Source organism: Rufibacter ruber, assembly GCF_014138425.1.
In the GTDB taxonomy this organism is placed as follows: domain Bacteria; phylum Bacteroidota; class Bacteroidia; order Cytophagales; family Hymenobacteraceae; genus Nibribacter; species Nibribacter ruber_C.
In genome coordinates, this window is record NZ_JACJIQ010000014.1 from 111,343 (window position 1) to 136,742 (window position 25,400).

General features: G+C 50.2%; 12 protein-coding genes. 11 read left to right on the forward strand and 1 reads right to left on the reverse strand.

Annotated elements, in window-relative coordinates:
* Positions 1-5 precede the first annotated feature (5 nt).
* From FHS90_RS15960 to FHS90_RS16000, 9 genes are all read left to right on the forward strand, one after another.
* Complete coding sequence (locus FHS90_RS15960) at positions 6-1,463, forward strand: arylsulfatase (RefSeq protein WP_182513781.1); 1,458 nt, start codon at positions 6-8, stop codon at positions 1,461-1,463.
* 261 nt (positions 1,464-1,724) lie between these two features.
* On the forward strand, positions 1,725-3,599 hold the full coding sequence (locus FHS90_RS15965) for a sulfatase family protein (RefSeq protein WP_182513782.1): 1,875 nt from the start codon (positions 1,725-1,727) through the stop codon (positions 3,597-3,599).
* A 637-nt stretch (positions 3,600-4,236) separates the two neighbouring features.
* On the forward strand, positions 4,237-5,787 hold the full coding sequence (locus FHS90_RS15970) for a sulfatase family protein (RefSeq protein ID WP_182513783.1): 1,551 nt from the start codon (positions 4,237-4,239) through the stop codon (positions 5,785-5,787).
* Between the two features lie 196 nt (positions 5,788-5,983).
* Complete coding sequence (locus tag FHS90_RS15975) at positions 5,984-6,910, forward strand: sugar phosphate isomerase/epimerase family protein (RefSeq protein ID WP_182513784.1); 927 nt, start codon at positions 5,984-5,986, stop codon at positions 6,908-6,910.
* Positions 6,911-7,254: 344 nt separating this feature from the next.
* The gene (locus tag FHS90_RS15980) at positions 7,255-11,346 is read left to right on the forward strand and encodes a hybrid sensor histidine kinase/response regulator transcription factor (protein WP_182513785.1); all 4,092 of its coding nucleotides are present in this window, start codon (positions 7,255-7,257) and stop codon (positions 11,344-11,346) included.
* A gap of 96 nt (positions 11,347-11,442) precedes the next feature.
* Positions 11,443-13,893, forward strand: a complete 2,451-nt coding sequence (locus FHS90_RS15985; RefSeq protein ID WP_220483087.1) for a glycoside hydrolase family 2 TIM barrel-domain containing protein — start codon at positions 11,443-11,445, stop codon at positions 13,891-13,893.
* Between the two features lie 95 nt (positions 13,894-13,988).
* On the forward strand, positions 13,989-14,867 hold the full coding sequence (locus FHS90_RS15990) for an alpha/beta hydrolase (protein WP_182513787.1): 879 nt from the start codon (positions 13,989-13,991) through the stop codon (positions 14,865-14,867).
* Between the two features lie 100 nt (positions 14,868-14,967).
* Positions 14,968-16,407: an alpha-L-arabinofuranosidase family protein gene (locus FHS90_RS15995; RefSeq protein WP_182513788.1), complete on the forward strand. Its 1,440-nt coding sequence runs from the start codon at positions 14,968-14,970 to the stop codon at positions 16,405-16,407.
* A gap of 336 nt (positions 16,408-16,743) precedes the next feature.
* Positions 16,744-17,619: an energy transducer TonB gene (locus FHS90_RS16000; protein WP_182513789.1), complete on the forward strand. Its 876-nt coding sequence runs from the start codon at positions 16,744-16,746 to the stop codon at positions 17,617-17,619.
* A gap of 362 nt (positions 17,620-17,981) precedes the next feature.
* On the opposite strand, the gene FHS90_RS16005 is transcribed toward FHS90_RS16000, so the two are convergent.
* Positions 17,982-22,010, reverse strand: a complete 4,029-nt coding sequence (locus FHS90_RS16005) for a hybrid sensor histidine kinase/response regulator transcription factor (RefSeq protein WP_182513790.1) — start codon at positions 22,008-22,010, stop codon at positions 17,982-17,984.
* Positions 22,011-22,570: 560 nt separating this feature from the next.
* On the opposite strand from FHS90_RS16005, the gene FHS90_RS16010 reads away from it, so the two are divergent.
* Both FHS90_RS16010 and FHS90_RS16015 read left to right on the forward strand, forming a co-directional pair.
* On the forward strand, positions 22,571-24,025 hold the full coding sequence (locus FHS90_RS16010; RefSeq protein ID WP_182513791.1) for a sulfatase: 1,455 nt from the start codon (positions 22,571-22,573) through the stop codon (positions 24,023-24,025).
* A gap of 118 nt (positions 24,026-24,143) precedes the next feature.
* Positions 24,144-25,244, forward strand: coding sequence for a glycoside hydrolase family 43 protein (locus tag FHS90_RS16015; protein WP_182513792.1), 1,101 nt, complete (start codon positions 24,144-24,146; stop codon positions 25,242-25,244).
* Positions 25,245-25,400: the final 156 nt, after the last annotated feature.

A 25,400-nucleotide genomic window follows, 5' to 3' on the forward strand; every position in this document is an offset into this window, starting at 1 on the left:
ATTCCATGAAAAAAATTGTAGTACTAGTTCTGGGCCTGTGGGTGGGCAGCAATTCGTTTGCCCAGCAGAAACCCAACATCATCTACATTCTCACAGATGACATGGGGTACGGTGATTTAAGCTGTTACGGGCAGAAGAATTTCCAAACCCCCACGCTAGACAAACTGGCGGCACAGGGCATCAAATTCACGCAGCATTACGCGGGCAGCCCCGTGTGCGCCCCGTCCAGGGCATCTCTGTTGACCGGGCGAGATGCCGGGCATTCGCGCGTGCGCGGAAATTATGAGAAAGGGCCGCACGGGTTCGGGGCAGGGTATCCGCTGAAAGCGGAAGACGTAACCATGGCTGAAGTGGTGAAAATGGCCGGTTACCGTACCGCGCTGATTGGCAAGTGGGGATTGGGCATGACCGGGACATCGGGCGCGCCCGAAAAACAAGGGTTTGACGAGATGTACGGCTTCCTGAACCAGGCCCACGCGCATTACCAGTTCCCAGATTATCTGTACCGGAACGGCAAAAAAGAAACGCTGAAGGAAAACCTGAACGGCAAGCGCGGCAAATATTCCAATGACATTTTTACGGCAGAGGCTGTCCAGTACATTGCCAAGCAGAAGAAAGATCAGCCATTTTTCCTGTATCTCTCATTTGTGACTCCGCATGCGGAATTGATTGTGCCTGAAGACAGCATTTTCAACCACTTTAAAGGCAAGTTTCAAGAGAAACCGTTTGTGAAGAGCAAGCAGGGCAGCAACGGCGATGAGGATTTCGGGGCGTATGCCAGTCAGGATTATCCGGCGGCGGCCTATGCGTCTATGGTGGTGCGCATTGACCGTGATGTGGCCAAAATTATGGCGCAGCTGCAGAAAATGGGGCTTGATAAAAACACGGTCATCATGTTCAGCAGTGACAACGGGTCGCACAAAGAAGGGGGCGCCGACCCGGTTTTTCACCAAAGCAACGGGCATCTGCGCGGCGCTAAGCGCGATGTATACGAAGGCGGCATACGGGTTCCGTTCATTGTGCACTGGCCCGCCCAAATCAAACAGCCAGCGGTATCCAACCATGTGTCGGCGTTCTGGGACATCATGCCCACCTTTGCAGACTTAGCTGGGGTAAACTTACCCAAAGCCGGAATCAAGACAGACGGTATTTCCTTGTACCCCACGTTCACGGGGAATTCGGCGCAGCAGAAGGCGCATGCTTATCTGTACTGGGAGTTCCATGAGGCTAAAACCAGCAGCCAGGCCGTGCGCCTAGGCAACTGGAAAGCGGTACGCCAAAGCCCCACGGGCCCGCTGGAACTGTATGACCTGAGCCAAGACGAAAGCGAGACCAAAAACATAGCCCCGGAAAACCCGGCGGTGGTGAAGAAAATGGAAAGCATTTTGGCCAAGGCCCGGGAACCTCACGAGCTGTGGCCCTTGAAAACCGGAGCTGCGGCAGCTGTGCCGAATCCGCAGTAAATCTGTTTTCCGTGGTGGTGAAAATTCATTTATACCTGGCGCATTAAATGTCCTGAGATAAGAGAGTGTTTGTTGTAGTTCAGGTCGGGAATGGAAGCGTTTCCGGCCTGTTTTTCGGAAAACAGCTCAAAAACAGAAATCCCTTAAATTTAGGGAGCGCATTAAACTAATTAGGTTGTCCGCCATCAAAGGGCTTACCTGCCAACGGGCGTAAAGCGCTCGCCTTTGCTTGTACATTACTAGACGTCTTTTTCAACCTTTATGAAGAAATTCTTTTCCCTGTTTGCGCTGGTTCTCTTCGCATTCCATGGCTTCGCCCAAGACCGGCCCAATATTCTGTGGCTGGTCACCGAAGACATGAGTCCTTACTTGAGCAGCTACGGGAACAAACTGGTCAAAACCCCTAACTTAGACAAACTGGCGGCGCAAGGCATCAGGTATACGCAGGCCCGGTCAAATGGGCCGCAGTGTTCACCGGCACGCTCCACCTTGATTTCCGGGAAATACGCCGTGAGCCTGGGCACAGACATTCACCGCGAAGGCCGTCCGGTTCCGGCTGCGTTTTATTTCCCCAAGTACCTGCGCGAGGCCGGATACTACACCTCTAACAACGCCAAGAAAGATTACAACGACAAAAAAACGCCCGAAGACGTGTGGCACGAGTCCAGCAACAAAGCCAGCTACACCAAGCGGCCAGACAAAAGTCAGCCGTTTTTCTCGGTGTTCAACTGCGGCATCACCCACATGGTGCGCGTAGCCACCCGCAACGTACAAGGTCGCGACCAGCGCACCGTGCCCATGGACAAAGTTCCGGTACCGGGCTACGTGCCTGATTTACCCGAGGTACGCAATGACATCGCCTGGAACATGGACGCCGTCATGCTCATGGACAAATGGATGGGCGAAAAATTGGCTGAACTGGAGAAAAGCGGCGAGGCCGAAAACACCATCATCTTTTTCTACGCTGACCACGGCGGCACCGTACCTCGCGGCAAGGCCTACGTGTATGAAAGCGGCACCCGCGTGCCGTTGATTGTGTACTTCCCCAAAAAATGGCAGCACCTGGCCAACACTGCGGTGCCATCGGTGAGCAACCGGCAGGTGTCGTTTGTAGACTTCTCGGCCACAGTCTTGAATCTGGCAGGGGTGAAGGCTCCGGACTTTCTGGTGGGCAAACCGTTCTTAGGCCCAGACGCGAACAAACCCGAGAATACCAGAAAATACACCTTCGCCTTCCGGGCGAACCAAGGCGATAGTTTCGCGCCGTCGCGCGGCATCACCAACGGCCAGTACAAACTCATCTGGAACTACCAGAGCGCGTACCCCAACGGCACCCGGCAAGATTACCAGTGGCAAATGCCCGCGCAGCAAGCCTGGGACGTGGCCAACATGAAAACCAAACTGAGCCCGCTGCATAAAGCATTCTGGGTACCGGTTGAGACCTTTGAGCTGTATGACCTGCAGAAAGACTCCCTGGAAACCAAGAACCTGGCCCAGGACAAAGCCTACAGCAAAATTTTCAATGAACTCAAAGCCGAATTACAGCGTGAGGTGCGCCAGCAGAAAGACTTAGGCTTTATGCCGAGGGAATACCGCAAAACTTTGCAGGAACAGGGGCCGCTGTTTAACGTGGTAAGAAAAAACAACATTGACGTAGACAAGCAAATCGGCGCCGCCGAAACAGCTTCTTTAAGGAACCCTGCCAACCTGAAAACCCTCACCGATTACCTAGCTGACAAAGACCCGGTAGTGCAATACTGGGGCGCCAGCGGCATCTGTGGTCTAGCCAAAACCGGACAGCTGAAATCCTGGCCCGCCAAAGCCACCGCCGTGATGGGGCAAGCTGAGGTAATCCCGGAAGTGAAAAGTCTCCTGGCTGAAGCCATGGTCTATGCCGGAAACAAAAAGCAAGGGCTTGATTTTCTGCTCCAGCAAGTGAAAGACAATTTCGGACCGGCGGCGGCGTGCCTGCAAAACGTAGGTGCCGAAGCCAAGCCCATTGCCCCTGAACTTCAGGCGCTGCTGGAAGGAAAGAGCGGCAACAAGCATAAGTTCTACCTGCGTTCTATCTTAATCAACTGCGGCGTGCTGCCTTATTCCGCGCTGTACCAGGCCGGGGAAAAGACCAGTGATTAAAGGCAGATTTTTTCCGTTTTTGGCCTGCTTTCTGAAAAGTAGGCCAAAAACGGAAAAGTCTAGTAGACGGTAACTGCCTGCTTTGAAGGAGAATAGATGCTTAGGGAAAGTTTACGCATATAGTCCCCCTTTGAAGGGGGTAGGGGGATGACCAAGGCAGTAGAAGAACCGTCTGCTTTAGCTAAATGAAATGAAAAACTGATTCTCGTGAATGCGTAAATCTGCACGAGTACATCAGCACGAGTAATCATCCCCCTACCCCCTTCAAAGGGGGACGGAATGCGTTTGCTGTTCGGGATTTGTAATCCCAAGCTTGAGTCCTCAGCGGATTTTTAATCTGCGGGTTTGCAGCTTAGAAGCAGATACGGGGATTACAAATCCCCACCTTAGTTGCTTCCGGATTGTAAAACCCGAAGAGCAGGGGAGAGCGGCAGGAGCAACTTTTTTTGAGAATTAGAAATGCATCAGTTTTCAAAAGAAGACAGAATCGCTTTAGAGAATTTGCGTTTTCGGGCTATTTTTTAGAAAACAGGCCGAAAATAGAAAAGCAGAGGCTAGCTCCATGAAATACTGCTAATAGGAAAAGCAGCTCTACAATCAGTCAGCGCCATTACCACAAGTGTAAATACAATTCAGAATGAAACACTTCTATTCAGTCTCAGCCCTTCACGCTCTTCGGCTTGTAGCCGGTGTCCTGTTTTTATTCGGGACAACATCGGCCGCACAGGCCCAGCAGAAACCCAACATCATCCTCATCTACACAGATGATTTGGGCTACGGTGATATCAGCTGCAATGGGGCTACCCAGGTGAAAACCCCCAACATTGACAAGCTGGCCGCGCAGGGGCTGCGGTTTACCCAGGCGTACGCCACCTCGGCCACGTGCACGCCTTCTCGGTTCTCCATGCTCACAGGCAAGTATGCCTGGCGAAAGCAAGACACAGGCATTGCCCCCGGTGATGCCGCGCTCATCATCCCCCAAGATATGCGAACCCTGCCAGATATGCTGCAATCAGCGGGCTATAAAACCGGGGTGGTGGGCAAATGGCACCTCGGCCTGGGGCCGAAGGGTGGGCCGGACTGGAACACTGACGTAAAGCCGGGTCCGCTGGAAATTGGGTTCAACTACTCGTTCCTGATGCCTGCCACCGCCGACCGTGTGCCCTGCGTGTACCTGGAAAACTACCGCATTGTGGACCTGGACCCCGCCGATCCTATTCAGGTAAGCTACAAAGACAAGATTGGCAACGACCCCACCGGCAAAGAAAACCCCGAGCTGCTGAAAATGAAGTATTCGCACGGGCATGACAACACCATTGTGAACGGCGTGAGCCGCATTGGCTACATGACCGGCGGTAACAAAGCCCGCTGGATTGACGAGGACATGGCCGACGTGTTCACCAACCGCGCCGTGAAATTCATTGACCAAAACCAGAAGCAGCCGTTCTTCCTGTACTTCGCTACGCATGACATTCACGTGCCGCGGCTGCCGCACTCAAGGTTTGCGGGCAAGAGCGGCATGGGCCCGCGCGGCGACGCCATTCTGCAGCTGGACTGGACCGTGGGCGAAATCATGAACGCGCTGGACCGGCTCAATCTGGCCAAAAACACTATTCTGATTTTCACCAGTGACAACGGGCCCGTGGTAGATGATGGGTACGTAGACCAGGCGGTAGAGAAACTGGGCAAACATACGCCTTCCGGACCGATGCGGGGCGGCAAATACAGCGCGTTTGAAGCAGGCACCCGCGTGCCGTTCCTGGTGCGGTGGCCGAGTAAAATCAGCCCTGGCGTCTCCAATTCTCTGTTCAGCCAAGTGGATTTGTACGCCTCGTTTGCCAGCCTGACGGGCCAGAAATTAGCCACCCAAGATGCCCCAGACAGCCACAACCAATTGCAGACGCTGTTGGGCAAGGCAAAAATCGGGCGCGAGTACGTGGTGCAGCAGTCTTTGAACAACACCCTGTCTATTGTGCGCGGTGATTGGAAGTACATTGAACCCAGCAGCGGCCCAACCATGAACAAGAACACCAACACTGAACTGGGCAATAACCCACAGCCGCAACTCTACCACCTCAAAAAAGACGTGGCTGAAAAGCAGAACGTGGCCCAAGCCAATCCTGCCACTTTAAAGGAACTGCAGACCCTGTTGGCATCAGTGAAAGCGAAAGAAAAGACCAGACCATAACTTTTTAAGCGCAAGCGGCAAGGTAAACTGCGTGAACTAGCGGGGGAAAATTCCGCTGGAAAAGAAAAAAGTCGCTTTGACGTTTGCTTGCGTTTTCGGGCTGTTTTCTGAAAAAGAGGTCAAAAACGCATTAGGTGGAGAAGAGTAGAAGGGAGGGCTAAATGGATAACATTCGTTCTACAAAAACATAAAAGTAATGTCGCGTAAATTGACTAGGCGGGAGTGGGGCCTATTGACTTTGGCCGGAATGGCAGGGGCTATATTGCCGTTCGGGTGTGCTTCTTCTTCATCGGCCAAGGCCGAAGGAAAAAAACGGGGCGTGGTGCTTGGCGTGCAGACCTACAGTTTCAGAGACCGGGATTTGGACGCCGCCATTGCCGCCATGCACCAACTGGGCATCACCAGCTGCGAACTGTGGGTGGGCCACGTGGAGCCACGCCAGCACCAGTGGCGCCGCAACCTTACCCCGGAGCAGGCCAAAGAAAACCAGGAGAACCTCAAGAAGTGGCGCGCCAACGTGAGCATGGACGAAATCAAGGGCATCAAAGAGAAATTCGCCCAAGCGGGCATTGCCATTCAGGCATACAACCCCTCTATCAAAGACAGAACGCCTGACAGCGAAATTGACCTGGCTTTCCGGATTGCCCAGGCGCTGGGGGCCGAGGTGCTCACGGTGTCGGCTACGGTGAAGGTGATGCCCCGCATTGACGCGTTCGCCCGGAAATACAAGATGAAGGTGGGCATGCACAACCATGACAACCTCAAAGACCCCAATGAGTTTGCCACACCGGAATCGTTTGCGCTGGGCATGGCCGGGAATTCTGAATACATTGGCATTAACCTGGATTTGGGGCATTTCACGGCGGCCAACTTTGACCCGGTAGCCTACCTGAAAGAGCACCACGCCAAAATCTACTGCCTACACCTGAAAGACCGCAAGAAAAACCACGGACCCAGAACGCGGTTTGGGGAAGGAGACACACCCCTGGCAGAGGTCTTGAAGCTCATCAGGGACAACAACTGGAATATTCCGGCCAACATAGAATTTGAGTATGAAGGTGACCCTGTAGAGGAAGTAGGGCGAAGCCTGGCGTATTGCAAGCAAGTGTTGCAACAATCTTAAGCAACTAAGAGGCTTTTCCGTTTTCGGCCTGTTTTCAGAAAAACAGGCCCAAAACGGAAAGCCATTCTCAATAACCAATAGATTCTTTTTCTGGCCTAAACAGGTTCACAAATGGATATAGCTGTACTAAATTTTCTTTAAGTGAACACAATGGAGGGGCTCTGTTTTTGACCTGTTTTCTGAAAAACAGGTCAAAAACAGAGGATTCGTGCTCTAGCATGTAAGACGTGAATGTTACCGTTTGGTAACCATTTCTTACCAATTTTTGATTTTCCCCATATAAAACGTAACTTTCCTTAACATAATGGCCTCAGTTCCCGCCTGAATTTCCCATTGTTAAGCTTATGAAGTTTCTGTTCCTGAAAGTGCTGTTTTTCTTGTGGGGTTGTGTAGCGGTGGCGCAGGGAGTAAGCAGTCATTTGTATACTGAACTGTCTGAGGAAAAGTGGCTGCCCAAATATTCAATTCTGAGCATCTTCCAGGACAGCAAAGGGTATTTCTGGGTGGGCACCAACTCGGGCCTGTTCAAGTATGACGGTCACAAAACTACTGAGTACGCGCTTACTCATAACGGCAAGAACACCCTGCTCAACAACACCATCAGAGACATTGCCGAAGACAAAAAAGGCAATATTTGGATTGCCACTGGCAGCGGCCTAGGCGTAATTCAAACCCACCCGTACCAAGTTAAGTTGGCGTTAAGCGAAGGAATCCAGAACCTGGCCGTGGCACCAGACGGGGCCGTTTGGGTCACCACGCTAGACGCCGAGCACCTGCTGTACAAAATCTCCCCGGTAGACGCCGCCCAGGAAACCCAGCAGCCTTTTTTCCGGAAAACCGACCCGGTGGTGCAGAAAATGGGTCGCGGCATTACCTGTTTTTACCAAACCGCCCAAGGCAATTTATGGCTAGGGACGGAGAATGGGGTATTTTATTTAGACGCCCAGCGGAAGAAGGTGTTTGAGACCAGCCTCACGGCCCCCGTTCTCAAAATCTACGCAGACCAAAAAGGCGTGTTGTGGGTAGGCACCCGTACCGAAGGGCTCTTGGCCGTTTCGCCGCAGGTGCAGAAAGACGCAGTGCAGCTTACCACCCTGAAAATCTACAAATTAGGCGAGCCGCAGGAAGCAAGTTTCGGGAAAGTCAACAGCATTACGTCGCTCCAGAACAACCAGCTTATAGCGGGCACCTTCAACCACCTTTATCTGGGGGAACCCATTTCTTCCTGGAACCAACGGTTTAAAGAGCCTCAGAAAACCGCTTCGTTTTTTCAGGACAACAACGTGCTGTGCACCTTGGGAGACCGGGAACAGAACATTTGGGTGGGCACCTTGTATGGCTTGTACAAACTCAAAAAGCAGGAATACGCTTTTACCAGAATCAAGCTGGCCACCCCCAACTATATTCCGGTCAACAACCATGTGGTAAAGCTCAGCGCAGACCGGCAGGGCACGCTTTGGGCCATCAGCAACAATGACGGTTTGTTTCAGTTTGAGCCGAAGTCCAATACCGTTAGCCGGGTAGAAATGCCGGTGAAGGGGCGGGTGAAGAACATAGAACAGGGTAAAAGCGGACACTACCTCCTCAACATTGAGGACAGGCTTTACCAGTACAAAGGCGCTTCGCTCGCTGATTTCAAGCAAGAGCACCTGGAATTGCTGCCATATACCAGTGCAGATATTCAGACCATGTTAGAGGTATCGCCGGGCAACTGGTGGCTGGGGACCTGGAACAACGGCCTTCTGCAGGTCGCCCTAGACGGCAAGGCACCAGACCCATTCTTCCAGCAGGTAGCTAAGATGGCCAACAAAGTAACCCATATCTTCAATCTGGTAAAAGACCTTCAGGGCAACATCTGGATTGGGTACCGGGGCAACGGCCTCATCAAAGCAAACCCACACACAAAGAAAATTCAGGAATACCACGCCGGCAAGAACGGCTTGCAGAGTGACCGGATTGTAAGCATTTACCCAGATAAAAACGGCAACGTTTGGGTGGCTACGCGGGGGCATGGAGTGCAGGTGTATGATGCGCAGAAAGACCGGTTTACGTCCTTCACCACGGCGCACGGTTTGCCGTCAAATTCAGTGTGCGCCTTCGGCGAAGACGCAAAAGGAACGCTCTGGGTCTCCACCCAAAACGGATTAGCCAAATATTTGCCGGGCCAGCCGGTGCCTTTCCAGCATTATGGCGTACAAGATGGCATTGTGCACCCAGAGTTCTCTTTCAACGCCGTGGCGAGCGGGAAAAACAACACCCTGTACTTCGCCAATTTAGATGGTATTTACCAGCTTAACCTCAGCGCGGGCAACAAGCATTCCACCAAAGCTCCCCAGCTGGCATTTTCTGAATTCCAGATACTGAGTGAAGAAAAAGAGGCAGCCCAGGCACAGCAGGAATATCTGAACGCTATTCGCACTAAAGGGAGTTTCAGTTTGCCTTATGACCACAATAGTTTTTTGGTCTCTTTCGCCACCCTTGATTTTACCTCGCCTGAAAAAGTAAAGTACGCCTACCGCCTGAAAGGTTGGGAGCAGGAGTGGCAGTACACAGACGCCAATGGGCGGGAGATTCAATACCTGGACCTTCCGGCGGGTAAGTACACGTTTGAGGTGAAAAGCTCTAACGCCGAAGGCATCTGGTTTGACAACCCCATCTCTTTTGAAGTAGAGGTGCAACCGCCGTTTTGGTTCAGCCCGTGGGCGTATGCCGTGTATGCCGTGGTGCTGTTGCTGGTAGTGGCGGTGGTACTGTATTTTCTGAGGAGGTGGTACAAACTGAACAACCAACTCAAAGAAGAAGCCGAAGTGCTGCAACTGCAAACCCAGCAAATGGTGTACTTCTCTGACTTGTCGCATGAAATCAAGAACCGCCTCACCTTGATTCTGGGTCCGTTAGAAACCGCTTTGACCGGCAAAAAAGTAAACAAAGCCATTCTGCATAATCTGTATGAGCAAGCCCTTCGCCTGAAACGCATCAATGAGCAAATTATCAATATCCGGAAGAGTGAGGCCGGGGAGTTCATTTTGAGCGTGGAGGAGGGAGACATTACCCAATACGTGGCCGATGTCTGTGAACGGGTGAAACCGCTGGCTCTGGTGCGCGACATTGACATTGCCTTTGAGTCAGGCATAGACAACGGAGAGGTTTTCTTTGACAAGGAACTGTTAGAGATTATCCTTCTAAATCTGCTTTCCAACGCCATCAAATATTCAGAGCCGGGGGCCAACGTCACTATCACGCTGAAATCTGTTACCATAGAAGGCCCAGAGGCCGAAGACCGGGAACCTGGCACGTACGTGTGCTGCGAAGTGAAGGACACGGGCATGGGTATTCCGGAGGAAGAACTGCAAAACGTCACCTCGCTTTTCTACCGCGCCAAAAACGTACAGGAGAACAAAGAGAAAGAGGGCGTAGGGCTGGGACTGAACCTGGTGCAGCGGTTAGTCAAGCGCCACCACGGTTGGCTCTCCATTCAAAGCCGACAGCATGAATATACCACCGTCACGTTTTATTTCCCCGCCGAGAAAGACCATTATTCTCTCACTGAACTCAGGCCAACGCTGGCCAATACGCCAATTGTAGAGGAACTGCCTCAGCAACAGCCTGCTAAGAAAGAACAGAAACCCAAAGGTAACCTGGCCATAGAAGACAAGCCTAAAGTGGTAGTGGTAGATGATGAGCCTGAAATAAGGCAGTTGATAAGAGAAACGTTGGCAGAAGAATTTGATGTGCTGGAGGCGGGGAACGGCGAAGAAGCCTATCAATTGCTGCTGGCCGAAGCTGTGTCTTTGGTGGTCAGTGATATCTCTATGCCGCTGCTAGATGGTATTTCCCTGCTCAAGAGAATCAAGCAGTCGCCTGACCTGAATGACATTCCGGTGATTATTTTGACGGGCAAAAGCTCAGCCAGCGAGAAATACCTCTGCCTCAAAAACAACGCCGATGATTTCATTGAAAAGCCGTTCAGCCCAGAGTTGCTACGGTGGCGAATTGTGGGCTTGCTTAAAAACCGGGAAATTCTCAAAGACAAGTTCATCAGGAAAGTGGCCATTACCCAGCAGGAGGAAACGCGGGTGGAGTCTCCAGATGAGAAGTTCATTCATGAGGTGGTAGAACTGATTGATACCCACATGGCCAACCATGACCTTAACGTTGAGTTCCTGGCCGAGAGCATGTGCATGAGCCGAGCCACCCTCTACCGCAAAATGGAGGACCTGCTCAGCGAGTCGCCCTCAGATTTTATCAAGAAGGCCCGCCTTAGAAAAGCTGCCGCCTTGCTGAAAGAAGGCAAGTTTTATGTGTCACAGGTAGCGTACATGGTAGGCTCCAAAAACCCCAAGCAGTTTACCAAAAGCTTCCTGAAGGAATACGGCGTAACCCCCACCGACTATATGAAACAGGAGGGAGCCCCGTCAGAAAAGGCCCTGGTGTAAGCGTTTTCACGGTTGTGAGACAAAAACCAACCCTATATGAGAGGAACAAACCCTGTTTGGTGCTTAGGTTTGGGTTTAGAATGTATTCTCTCACCTATGAAGTTTTTGCAGCTCATCTTTTCCTGTTTTGTGCTTTTCTGTTTCTGGGGAACTTCGCCCGCCAGGGCGGCACAACCCGGGGCAACCGGTACCCAGAAAACCATTGATTTTGATTTTGACTGGCGGTTCCATTTAGGGGAGGTGCCCGCGGCCAAAGAGAAAACCTTTGATGACCGCCAATGGCGGAAAGTAGATGTACCCCATGATTTCAGCATTGAGCAGGACTTTGACTTGAACCACCCTTCGGGGTGGAGCGGGGCGTATTTACCCGGCGGCATTGGCTGGTACCGCAAAACCTTTGATTGGAAACCGGCCAAAGACCAGAAAGTGTTCGTTCAGTTTGACGGGGTGTACATGAACTCAGACGTGTGGGTGAACGGACATCATTTGGGCAAGCGTCCGTACGGGTACATCAGCTTTCAGTATGACCTCTCGCCGTACCTGATAAATGGGCAGAACGTGATTGCCGTGCGGGCTGACAACAGCAAACTGCCCAGCAGCCGCTGGTACACGGGCTCGGGTATCTACCGCCACGTGCGGTTGGCCGTGACCCAAAATGTCTTTATCCCTACCTGGGGCACGTTCATTTCCACCCCGCAAGTGACCAAAGACCAAGCCCTGGTGCAGCTGCAGATTGACCTGGAGAATGCCAGCGGCCAGCCTACAAAACTCACGTTGCTCACAGATATTCTAGAGCCAAGCGGTAAGAAGGTAACCCAGGTTTCACAGCAACTTACCCTAAATCCCGGGCAACGGACGGTCACGCAAAAAGCCACCATCAGCAAACCTAAATTCTGGAGCCCAGAGAAGCCGCAACGCTACAAGGCAGTGCACCGGCTGCAGAACGGCAAGCAAACCCTGCAGGAATATACCACCTATTTCGGGGTGAGAACCGTGGAAGTGAATGCCAAAGACGGTTTTGTGCTGAACGGCCAGAAAATGAAACTGAACGGCGTGTGCAACCACCATGACGGCGGTCCCGTGGGCAGTGCCGTGCCTGAAGATGTGCTGTACCGCCGCCTCAAGTTGCTTAAGGAAATGGGCTGCAACGCCATCAGAACCTCGCACAATCCGGCCGCGCCGGAATTCTATACCATGGCCGACACTATGGGCTTTCTGGTGCTGGACGAAGCTTTTGACGGGTGGGACAAACCCAAAGCGAAGTATGACTACGGCCATTATTTTAAAGACTGGTGGCAGAAAGACCTGGCTGATTTTATTAAACGCGACCGCAACCACCCCAGCGTGGTCATGTGGAGCATTGGCAATGAGGTGCCTGAGTTTGAGCCCGAGCGTCAGCGGGAATTGGTAGAGGCTTTGAAGAAACTGGACACCACCCGCCCCGTGACCCAGGCCCGCGGTTCCAGCTCGCCGTATATTGACATTCCCGGTTTCAACGGCGAAGGCGAAATGCCCGAAACCTTGGAGAAATTCCACCAGAAGCACCCTGACAAACCATTGCTGGGCACAGAAATCACCCATTCGTTGCAAACGCGCGGGGTGTATGCTTCCAAAACCTCTTATAGAACCCGTGATTTTCCCGCGCCGTGGGAAGACGGCGTAAAATGGGAGAACTTCAAAAGCAAAGTGTTCATGATTCCTGATTTAACTCAGGAAGAAGTCTTCCAGAACAATTCAAAGTTCTACCAGTCCAGTTATGACAACGCCATTGTGCGCATTGGCGTGCGTGACCAGCACAAACGCACCGAAAGCCTGGATTACCTGATTGGTACATTCCGGTGGACGGGGTTTGACTACCTGGGTGAAGCCACCATTCAGCCCGCCCGTACCGCCAACTTCGGGATTCTGGATTTGGCCGGGTTCCCCAAAGACCATTACTACCTCTACCAAAGTCTTTGGTCCAAGAAACCCATGGTGCACCTGTTGCCGCACTGGACGCACCCCGGCAAAGAAGGCGTGGCTATTCCTGTGGTGGCGTATACCAACGCTGAAACCGTGGAGCTTTTCCTGAACGGCAAGTCTCTGGGGGAGCAGAAAATGCCGGAAGACCTGCAGATTGTCTGGCAAGTGCCGTACCAAGCCGGCACCTTGAAAGCCATCGCCCGCAAGGGCGGTAAAGTGGTGGCAGAAACGTCAGTCTCCACTGCTGGCGCCGCTTCTAACATTAGGGTAACCCCAGATAAAAAACAGGCACGCGCCAATAAGCGGGACGTCATTCACATGGAAGTAGACATTACTGATACCCAAGGAAACCTGGCGCCTGAAGCCGATAACCTGGTCAAGTTTACCCTCACCGGCCCTGGCAAAATCATTGGCGTAGAGAACGGCGATATCATTGACTTCGCGTCTATGAAAATTCCGCAGCGCAAGGCGTTCAAAGGCAAATGTCTGGTGATGGTCCAAACGACTGATAAACCCGGAGAGATTGTTTTGAAAGCCAATGCCGACGGCCTGAAGAGCGGAGAGGTGAAGGTGCAGGTGAAGTAAAAAATTTCCAGATAAATCAAGTTTTGCGTTTTCGGCCTGTTTTTCGGAAAACAGGCCGAAAACGCAAAACTTCTTTCCCTAAGCAAAGAACTTATATGCGCGTAAAGCAATCGTTTCTCACTCTCATAGGAGTTTTGGTGTTCCTGTTCCAGACAAACCCGGTTTCTGCCCAGAAAGCGCCAAACGCATCTGGCCTGCAGGTGCAGGAGTTGGTCTACAAAACCATTGACACGGTTCAACTGAAACTGAGAATTTATTCGCCCGAGGGCGCTGGGAAAAGCAAACCCTTGTCGACCATTGTTTTCTTCTTTGGTGGTGGCTGGAGCAGCGGCTCCATGGACCAGTTTGAGGAACAGGCCAAGCATTTCGCGGGGCGGGGCATGGTGGCCGTGCTGGCCGATTACCGGGTGGCCAAGCGGCACAACACCAGCCCGTTTGAGGCCGTGCATGATGCGAAGTCTGCCCTGCGGTACGTACGCGCCAACAGCCAAAGATTAAACATAGACCCGAATCGGATTGCCGCCAGCGGAGGTTCGGCGGGCGGACATTTGGCGGCGGCGGCTGATTTAACGCAACTGGACGAACCTAATGAAAACAAAGCTGTTAGCTCCAGGCCCAATGTGTTGGTGCTGTTCAACCCCGTGTTTGACAACGGTCCGGACGGGTATGGCTATGAGCGAGTGAAGGAAAGATACCAGGAGATTTCACCTATGCACAACATCAGGAAAGGCGCGGCCCCTACGTTGGTCCTGTTGGGTACCAAAGACCACTTAATTCCGGTGAAAACCGCGCAGTTGTACAAACAGAAATTGGAGGCGGTGGGCACCCGCTGTGACCTGATTCTGTATGAAAACCAGCCGCACGGGTTTTTTAATTACAAGAAGAAAGACAAAGAATATTACCAGAAAACCCTGCAGGCCGCAGATGATTTCCTGACGTCTTTAGGCTACCTGAAGCCCCAGAAAGTAAAATAACCTGCCCAGTTGATGTTTTCCTGTTTTCGGCCTGTTTTCCGGAAAACAGGCCGAAAACAGGAAATTCTTAGTACCCGTTACACAGTTCCCGATTTCTAGAATGAGAAAAATTGTATTGATATTCGTTGGTTTAGTGGCTGCTCTGCAAGCGAAAACCCAGCAAAAAGCAGGTCAGGAAAACACAAATGCCCAGGTGGTGGTGCAAACCCAGAAACCCCTTCACCCCATTCACCCAGATTTCTGGGGCACCAACTTTCTGTATTGGGTAGATGATGATGCGGCCCTGGCCGATGGCAAGATTGTGGCCCGCCTGAAAGACGTGAACATGAAAGTGCTGCGCTACCCCGGAGGCACCGTGGCCGATAACTTCCACTGGCAGACTGCCACCCTGGACAACACCAACATGTTCCCCTATGAGAGTGGCCCCGCTGAAACCGATTTTGACGAATTCATGGCGCAATGCAAGAAAGTAGGTGCCACTCCGTCTCTGGTGCTCAACACCGAAAGCTGGGCCGTGAAGAAAGACATACCAGGCGGAGCCCATGAGGCGGCCAACTGGCTCCGGTACTGCAAGAAGAAAGGCTATCAGGTGAAATACTGGGAAATTGGCAACGAGACGTACTGGCATCCGGTGATGTCGGCTGATGAATATGCCCATCTGGTGAACGTGTACGCTGATTCCATGCGCCGGGTAGACCCCAACGTGGTGCTGGGCGTGAACGGCCACTGGGACGTAAATTTTGTGGGGACCAAAGAGCGCATCAAAGAAAGCCAGCTGCCCCGGGTGCTGCAAATGCGCGAAAACATCACCAGCCGCGAAAGCTACAATGCCTACAAGAAATTCCATGAGGAAAATACCATCAAACCCATCACCACCGGCGAGCAGAAGTGGTGGGAAACGGTGGCCGGCATCTGCGGCAAGAACGTGGATATGATTATTGTGCACTGGTACTTCGGGGCGAACCAACTGCCCATGGTCACCAAAAAACTGCTGGAGGTGCGGGAGCTGTTCGCCCAAAAGTACCCCGGTAAAAAGTACCTGCTCAACCTATCTGAGTACAACGTGCTGGAGCGCAACGCCACTTCTCATTTGGAACTTACCGAGATGGTAGGGGCCATGCTGGAGGCGAAAACCGATTTGGCCATGCTCTGGCCCATGCGCATGGCCTATAAGAAACCCACCTTGGTAGATGTAAAAACGGCCCAACCCAGCATGGTGTACCAGATTCACCGCAAATTGTCCCAAAGCCTGAAAGGCGCGGTGGTGCCAACTGAAGTGAAAGGTGATTTCGCGGCGTTTGCTTCTACTGCGGCCAACGGCAAAGCAACAGTGGTTTTGAGTGGCAGTAAAATTGACAAAGTTACTCCTGTGACTGTGCTATTAGCGAGAGCAAAAAGCAATGCTACCTCTTGTTCTGTCTGGCGCATCAGCGGCAGCGAGTTTGACTATCAAGTTAAAGAAGAAAAAGTAGCCGTGAAGAACGGGAAAGCTATTATAAACCTGTCGCCGTTGGAAGTAGTGGTGGCAGAACTGAAGTAATGTTCAGCTTCCGTTTCCTGGCTCTTTTCTGAATAATAGGTGAGAAACAGAAAAGGTTGGAGAAATGCAGTAAAAAACTCCTCTCGTTTTAGCTTCAGCCTAAATACTTAAACTGTATAAGCTTCACTGAAGATGTCTTATTAAACTTCCTGTTTCTGGCCCATTTCTGAAAAGTAGGTCGGAAACAGGAATTATCTTTTTTTTGTAAAAGCGAATAGGTATTAATAGGCTTATTGTCAAGCAATTTGCAGCAAACAGCATTGCGGATTATGAAGGAAAAAGCTACCTTGATTTACTATCTCTATATTCTATAGTTATCTGGTAAATTAAATCTCAATGAAACGAAGCCTGTTTATTTTATTCTTTTTTTACATCTGTTTTTCGGCCTATAGCCAATCTGACACAGTTTATTTAGATGGTGCCTTTTTCAAAGCGCCAAAGGGAGATGCGTTTTTCTACAGAGTCATTCATGTTTCAGAAACGCCTGATGAACGAAGAACAGAAACTACCTATTATGTGACGGGGGAGAAGTATTCTGAAAATATTACGGCGAAAAATAAGGAAGGCAGGTACCGTAAGGTAGCCCCATACAAGGAGTGGTTCAAGAATGGGCAACTGAAAGAAGAAAGGGTAGTGAAAGGCAAAGAAACCAGCGTAACCAAGTGGCATGACAATGGGCAGGTGTACTACAGGTTTTCAGAAGTGAATGGTATGAAGGAAGGGGAGGCAGTAGGGTATTATCCTAATGGAAACCTTAGACGCCGAGAGAAATTCATTAATGGCAAACTAGATAAAGGACAATGTTTTAAAGAAGATGGAACAGAGGTAAGCTATTTTCCTCATTTCACGCCTGTTGAATTTCCTGGTGGGCCACAGAAGATGCGGGAGTTTTGGGGCAGGAACTTTAGAGTGCCAGCTGCCGCCACAAGAACTGGTTCCTCTGGAACTTCCGTTGTGCAATTTCAGGTAGATAGAACTGGGAAAATAGGAAAGATAGAAATTGTGAAATCATTCCTGCCAGAAGTGGATAGGGAAGCAATTAGAGTTATAAAATTGTTTCCTCCTTTTGGGCCTGCCACTGAGGAAGGGGAACCAATTAACCAGACGTTTACTGTTCCTGCTACAGTAAAGGTAGGAACACCACCGGTGACAATACCTGGTACAACCAGAAAGCCGCATTCTACTTCCTCAACCTTTTACCCGGAAGATTAGCAGTTTTTTGAAGGATAAATGCCGCAGCGTATTGCTCCTATTGCCACTTCTCCCAAGAGCTATGTTGCACTTAGATTTTGTGCGTCACTTCCCCGTTCTTTACAACTTATCCCACTTTTTTTTCGCCATGTGGCGAAAAGTGTACTCAATTGATTGAAAGCGAATCCACTATTTACTCCGGCTCAAGAGGAAGTAGAGGCTATTCCAGCAATAGTAAGGCTTGTAATTGATGTCTCTGATGTAGAGAAAACACAAGTTCTGTTTGGAGCGCTGGTGTACAGAATAAGAGTGTTGTATCCGGTTTCTGTTTCCGGCCTGTTTTCTGGAAAACAGGCCGGAAACAGAAACCGGTAATAGTGGTGTTAGGAAATAGGATGGTCCACCTGCTCTGCCACGTGCTTCTCCAGAAACTCGCTTGGCGTGACTTTGAACTGCTGAACAAAGCATTTGGAGAAATAAGAGTGCGAATTAAAGCCCACCATATAGCCCACTTCAGAGATGTTATACTGGTTTTGCAGCAGCAGTTTGGCAGCTTCTTTCAACCGTACAATCCTGATGAACTCGTTGGGTACCTGACCGGTCAGCGACTTGAGCTTTTTATGGAGGGAGGAACGGCTCATGGCCATTTCGCGGCTCAGCTCCTCTACAGACAGCTTAGGGTCTGTAATACGTTCTTCAATGACCTCCACAATCTTCTGCAGAAACACATTGTCACGGGAATTGGTAGTGAGGGTGGCGGGTTCCACAAACGGCAGCTGGGAGAACTTCTGCCTCAGTTTGGCCTGGGCCTCTAGTTGGTTTTTGATGACAGCCAAAATGTGGCGCCACTTGAACGGTTTGGTTATGTAGAAATCGGCACCGCTCTCTATTCCTTCAATCTCAGCGTCTGGGTTGGCCTGGGCGGTGAGCAGTACAAATGGTAAATGGCTATATTCCAGGTCATTCTTCACCGTTTGGCACAAGGTGATGCCATCCATCTCAGGCATCATCAAGTCAGAAACAATGAGGTCTACTTCCTCATCTTTCAGGATTTCCAGCGCCTGGACTCCATTTTGGGCGGTGAGGCAGCGGTAGTTTGCAAGGAGAAGGCTCTTAGAGAGGAAATCCCGTAACGAGGCATCATCTTCTACCAATAGAATGGTTGAAAGGCCTTTTGTCTCTTGAGCAGATACAACCTCTTCTGCGTTAGGTGCTTCATCTTCTAAAACGGTAGCGGTTGGAGAACTTTCTGCCTGTACATATTCCTGGAGGGGCAGCAGTACCGTAAAGGTGGTTTGCACCCCTTCCTCGCTTTTTACCTGCAAATCACCGCCATGTTTAACCGCCAGCGACTTGGCCAAGGCCAGACCTATACCTGTACCACCCAGATTGCTGTACTGGTGCTGGCCAGAAGTAATCTTAAAGAACTTTTTAAAGATACTGCTCAGCTGCTCTTTGGGAATACCAATACCGTCATCCTGTACACTAATGGAGAAGAACCGTTGCCCGGCCTCGTTATGAGTGGGTTCATTGATATGGAGCTGTACGTGGGTTCTGGTAAACTTAAAGGCATTGCTCAATAAGTTACTTAGAATTTTGGTTAGTGCCTCTGGGTCAGCTTCTACCTGTAATCGCTTAATGTTGGTGTTCAGGGTGAATTGCAGGTTGCGCTTCTGCGCGATTGGGGTGAATTGGGCGTACAGGGAGCGCACCATGGAGATCAGTTCCATCTTCTCCAGATTGATGGTGTAAATCCGGCTTTCAATCCGTCTGAAGTCAAGCAGCTGGTTGACCAGGGTGAGCAGTCGGTCAGAGTTTTCATCCATAATCTTGAGTTGGTCCTGCACCTCAGCCCCGCCTTTGCCCGAGTGGATAAGGCTCTCCAGAGGAGCGGTAATCAAAGAAAGCGGGGTCCTGATTTCATGTGCCATGGTGGTGAAGAAATCAATCTTCTGCCGGTAAAAGGCTTTCTGCTCTTTGTTCTTGAGCTTTTCCAATCGTGCTTTGGCCCGTTTTTTGGCCCGCTTGATGGCGGCATTCCGGGCTGCCCAGAATAAACCTATGGCAACGCATACATATAAGATATAGGCTGCCGTGGTTTTATAGAAAGGCGGAAGAATGGTAAGTTGAATAGAGGTGGCTTGGTTGTTCCAGGAACCGTCATTGTTGGTGGCTTTTACCAGAAACCTGTACCTTCCTGCCGGTAAGTTGGTGTAGGTGGCTTTCCGCTGGTCTTCTACATAGTTCCAGTCTTTGTCAAAGCCTTCCATTTTAAAGGCATAGTGTATCTTTTGCGGTGCCACAAAGCTTAAAGCCGCATATTCTAAACTGATAACAGACTGGTCATGGGTGAGCGTGAGCTCTTTGGTATGATGGATCAGATTCTTGAGTGGGCTGCCTTCGTTTTTAAGGGTCACATCTTTGTTGAACAGCTGTAGGTTTGTAAATACCACGTTGTTCCTGGTGGTCACGCTTTTGACACTATCTGGGTGAAAAACATTGAACCCGTTGATTCCGCCCAGGTAAAACTTTCCATCAGAGGCTTTTAAATACGCTTTGTAGTTGAACTGTCGGCTTTGCAGCTTGTCAAATTTACCGTACCTAATGCTCTGCTGGTTTTTAGGGTCGAAATTGAAAATGCCATTGTTGGTAGATAACCATAAGTGGCCTTTGTTGTCTTCAAGTACCCCGTAGATGACAGAACTGTTCACCCCGTTGTCTTCATCAAACACCTGAAAAGTCTTGGTTTTACGGTCAAAGAAATTTAAGCCGCCTCCCTCAGTACCAAGCCATAAATTGCCTTTCTTATCACCGTAGATGGAGATGACTCTGTTGGAGCTGATTGCCCCCGGTTTCTCTGATTTGCCATAGTGTACCCATTGCCTGGTGCTTTGGTTTAGCCCCACCACTCCATAGTTATAGGTGGCGAACCAGATCATGCCCCGGTGATCATCATAGATGTCATAGATACAGGCCTTGGCGAGGGTAGTATAGGTAATGCGGTCAAAATTGTCTTTCTCCGGGTTGTATATACTTACCCCCGCTACCGTACCCACCCAGATTTTGCCCTGGCTGTCTTCGTTAATGGTGTAAACGGTATTGTTGTTAATGGTGTGAGGATCTGCCGGATTGTGCCTGTATTTCTTAATCTTGCCAGTTTTAGGAGTATACACGTTTAAGCCACCAGAGAAGGTGCCAATCCAGAGGTTGCCTTGTCTGTCTTTGTAGAGGGTGTGAATGTTATGGTAGGTAAGATTCTCCTGTTTGGGTGAGAACGGATATTGTAAGAACGTTTTAGAGTTTGTGTCAAAAAGATTAAGCCCGCCGTCTTCAGTGCCAATCCATATTTTTCCGGGGCTGTCTTCCAGGAAAGCACTCACTGCGTTGCCTGAAAGCATGTTTTTCTCGCCAGTGGGGTAATACAGCTCAAAGTTGTTGTCTTTGCTGTGGAAGTAATTGACTCCCCCAAAATAGGTGCCCAGCCAAATTCCTCCCTCCCTATCCTCAAGAATTGAATACACCGCATTGTCACTAATGCTGAAGGGGTCATTGTTCTTGTTAGAGAAGTGTTTAAAGGTGAGGGTTTTGGTATCTAAAATATTAAGACCTTTCTCAGTGCCAATGTACAGCCGGTCTGGCTGGGGCTGGTAAATAGCGCGTACAATGTTATCATTGATAGAATTAGGGCCTGCTTTTTGAAAACGGGAAAAGATGCCTGTCTCCGGATCTAGTCTGTTTAAGCCGCCCGTAAGGGTCCCTAGCCAGAGCATTCCGTCTACATCTTGATAGAGTTCTATGATGTTATTGTTTGATAAGGAGGTAGGGGCCGTAGAGGCATAGTAATGGGAGAAGGTGCCATTGGTGGGGGTATAACGGTCTAAGCCGCTGAAAGTGCCAATCCAGATGCTCCCATCCTTGCCGGCCTTTATTTTACGTACCTGGTTGTCTGAGATAGTATTGGGGTTGCCTTTCTGGTGAACCAGATTCACCAGCGTACCCTCACCTGTATTATACTGAAAGACGCCTTTGTTTGCAGTCGCAATCCAGATGTTACCCCTCTGGTCACGTTCTAAGTCATAGACCATGACCGGTCCTAATTTGGCAAAGGGCTGAAATGTTTCTTTCTCCAGGTCTAATAGGAAGACACCCTGCTCTGTGGCAACCCAGCAAGTATTGGCGTCAAAGTTGAGAATGTCCCTGATGAAGTTGTTTCCCAAGGAAGCCGTGTTTTTCTTATCAAACTTGAAAGACTTGAACTGGTGCCCGTCAAAGCGGTTTAACCCATCTTTGGTGCCAAACCACATGTAGCCTTGCGCATCTTGGGAGATGGCCCAGACGGTGTTGGAGCTTAACCCATCTGATACAGAGTAGTTCCTGAAATGGATTCTCTCCTGGGCGTGGGTAGAAAGCAAAAAAGGAACAGGTAAAAATAAGCAAAGGGTGAAAAGGAGCTTTTTAATGCACAACATAAGCAGGTATTCTCAGGTACGCAGACGCTTTCAAAACATGGGCAAACTCCCGTCATGTTAGGGGAGAGGCGGTAATAGAGTTCTAAGGGTGCGGTATAGACAACGGTTTAGCTCCTTAGTTTAATTTTAACAAAAACTTTGTGTTAAAATTTTGTAAAATTAAAGATTAGCCACCCTTAAATTACTTCTTTTTAAAGAATTGGCAAAATAAGGTGTGCTTAGGCAATCTAAATTTTTGTGGAAGTAAGGGGGGAGGGATAGCACCATGTTTGAAAACGCGTTTTTGAAAAAAGTGCTGCAGTAATGATCGCCTGTTGTTTATGGCAAGCTCAGAATCCAAGCCTGTGAATTGCTGAGACAGGGAGCTAGACGTCTCAGACCACATAATTACCATTTTTTGCTACAATAGTGTTAGTCAGCCAATGGGAGGTGGAGTAATATTGCTTCTTGTTCTTATAAGTTTAATTGTCTCCCCTGTCAATGGCTAAAAACCATAGAATTTCATGAAACAGCCGCTTTTATATTTCATAGCCGCCTGCCTGCTACAAGCAAGTGCATGCCAAAGTAAAATTGCCACGGCAGGTTCCAGCAACAATGCCGGAAATGCAGAAACAGTAGTCCAGACGGACCAACCCAATATTATATTCATCATGGCAGATGACTTGGGCTGGGGTGAGCTGGGCGCGTATGGCAACACCTTCAATGAAACCCCCCATCTAGATAAGCTGGCTAGTCAAGGAATCACGTTTACTAACGCCTACGCCGCCGCGCCGGTGTGTTCCCCCACCCGTGCCAGTCTAATTACCGGTCAGTTTCCGGCGCGGGTGAGAATTACAGATTTTATGGGTACCCAGACAGACCGGGCGCTGGATCCGGCTAAATATGTGACCATCAATGAAGCAATGGCACAGGCAGGGTATCACACGGGGCTGGTAGGCAAGTGGCATCTGGATACTAATTACAAAGAGTCTATTGGCGGCCCCAAAAAGCACGGCTTTCATGAAGTCATTGGTACTGAGACCAAATACATTGCAGACGGGGACTACTTCTTCCCTTATGACAAAATCAGCACCTTTACCACCGGAAAAGAAAATGAGTACCTCACAGACAGACAAAGTGAGGAGGCTGTAAAATTCATTCAGCGTAACAAGGAAAAGCCTTTCTTCCTGTACCTTTCATACTATAGCGTGCACACCGCACTAGAGGCAAAGCAGGAACTGGTAGATAAATACAAGCGCAAGTTTGACGCCAAGTACGGTGCCGGGCAAGCAGATAAATTGTTTGAAAGTGCTAAAGAAGGGGCAGATGGCAAACATTTAGCCAAGCACCTGGACAACCCGTACCTGGCCGCCATGTTGGAGAGCATAGACCAAGGGGTAGGGGCCATCATGCAGGAACTGGAGAGAACCGGTCTGGCAAACAACACGCTGTTGGTATTTTATTCAGATAACGGCGGAGCCGGGAGCGTGGCCAATAACGGTGGTTTGCGCATGAATAAAACCTGGCTCTATGAAGGGGGGATCAGAGAGCCTCTCATTATGCGCCTGCCCGGTAAAATCAAAGCCGGCACCAGAACAGACGTGCCCGTGACCACTATGGACTTTTACCCCACGTTTGTAGAATTTGGCAAAGGGAAGAATCCCGTCGGCTACAAGCTGGACGGGGTGAGCTTAGCGTCGTTCCTTACCAAAGGACAAACCCCCAACCGGGAGACGCTGTACTGGCATTATCCCTCAGAAACGGGTAAATGGAAACCTAGAATGGCCAGTGCCGTCCGGAAGGGGGATTACAAACTCATCCAGTTTTACGCTAAACCGCGGGTAGAGCTCTACAATCTCAAAGCAGACCCGGGGGAGAAGAAAGACCTGGCCGAAAAAATGCCAGACAAAGTGAGGGAGCTGCAACAATTGCTTACTAACTGGAAAACAGAAGTGAACGCTGAAGAACCTGTTATCTAGAGTACTACCTTTATGTTTGTGTATAGTAGGCTTCTGAGACGGTGATGAGAAAGGATCATAAGTCTATTCAGATAAAAAGAAAAAGGGAACATCTATAGGTGTCTGTATAACCGCTGTCATGCCATTAAAGCTTTCTCAAGTTTATTATCTGTTGTTTCTTCTGGGTGGGGCGCTGTTTGGGTGTACCCCCCGTTCGGTAACATCGGTCAGCACTACCCAAACCACTGAGGGATATTTTACCAATCCTATAGCCAAGGGGGCTGATCCCTGGATTATCAAAAAAGACGGCTTTTATTATTCCTGCGGGGCCGGGAAAGGCGGGATTTACGTGGCGAAATCAGATAAACTTACGCAGGTAGGCGAACGGAAAACCGTCTGGAAAGCCCCCGAAGAAGGATGGAATGCTTACAGTGTCTGGGCCCCGGAATTACACTTTCTGAACGGTAAATGGTACATCTACTATGCTGCGGCCAAGGCGCCCGGCAAGCCGTTCATTCACCAGCGTTCTGGTGTGCTGGAGTCTGTAGGGCAGGACCCGTTTGGGCCCTACAGAGACAAAGGCATGTTGTACACCGGTGACAGCCTACAGTACACCGGCTCTGAGCCGGTATGGGCCATTGATGTGACTATTCTGCCGTTGAACGGCAGTTTATATGCCGTCTGGTCTGGCTGGCAGAAGAATGCGAAAACAGATGCCACCAGGCAGCACCTGTACATGGCCCGCATGAATAACCCCTGGACCATTGGCAGTAACCGGGTCAAAATTTCCTCACCGGAAGAAAGTTGGGAAACGGGAGGGCCGCTAGATTTGCAGGAGGGGCCACAGATCCTGAAGAAAAATAAGAAGGTGTTTATAATCTATTCCACCCGGGAGTCTTGGCTCAAAGAGTACAGGCTGGGCCAGCTTTCTTTGGCAGACTCTACGCTGAACCCCCTGGAACCTAAGAATTGGGTCAAAACCGGGCCGGTCTTTCAGGGTACTGATCAGGTGTTTGGCGTAGGGCACCCCAGTTTCACCACCTCGGCAGATGGCACGGAAGACTGGATTATCTACCACGCAAAGATCTCTACCCAGCCCGGGTGGGCCAGAGATATCAGGCTGCAGAAATTTACCTGGGATAAGAAGGGGAACCCCGTCTTTGGAACACCTATTCCAGCGGGTACCCCTGTAAAGCTACCCGCTGGTGAGGGAAGAAAGGTGCATAGCTGTCAGGACTAAACGCGGCCAGCCTTCTGTTTTGGACCTGTTTTCTGAAAAACAGGTCCAAAACAGAAAGTTCTTCACACAGAGGTGGGAGCAAATAGAAAGCATCAGGATTGAACACAATATTGATATTGTCTTCTTACGGTTTCTTATATAGTTGTGATAATGAAG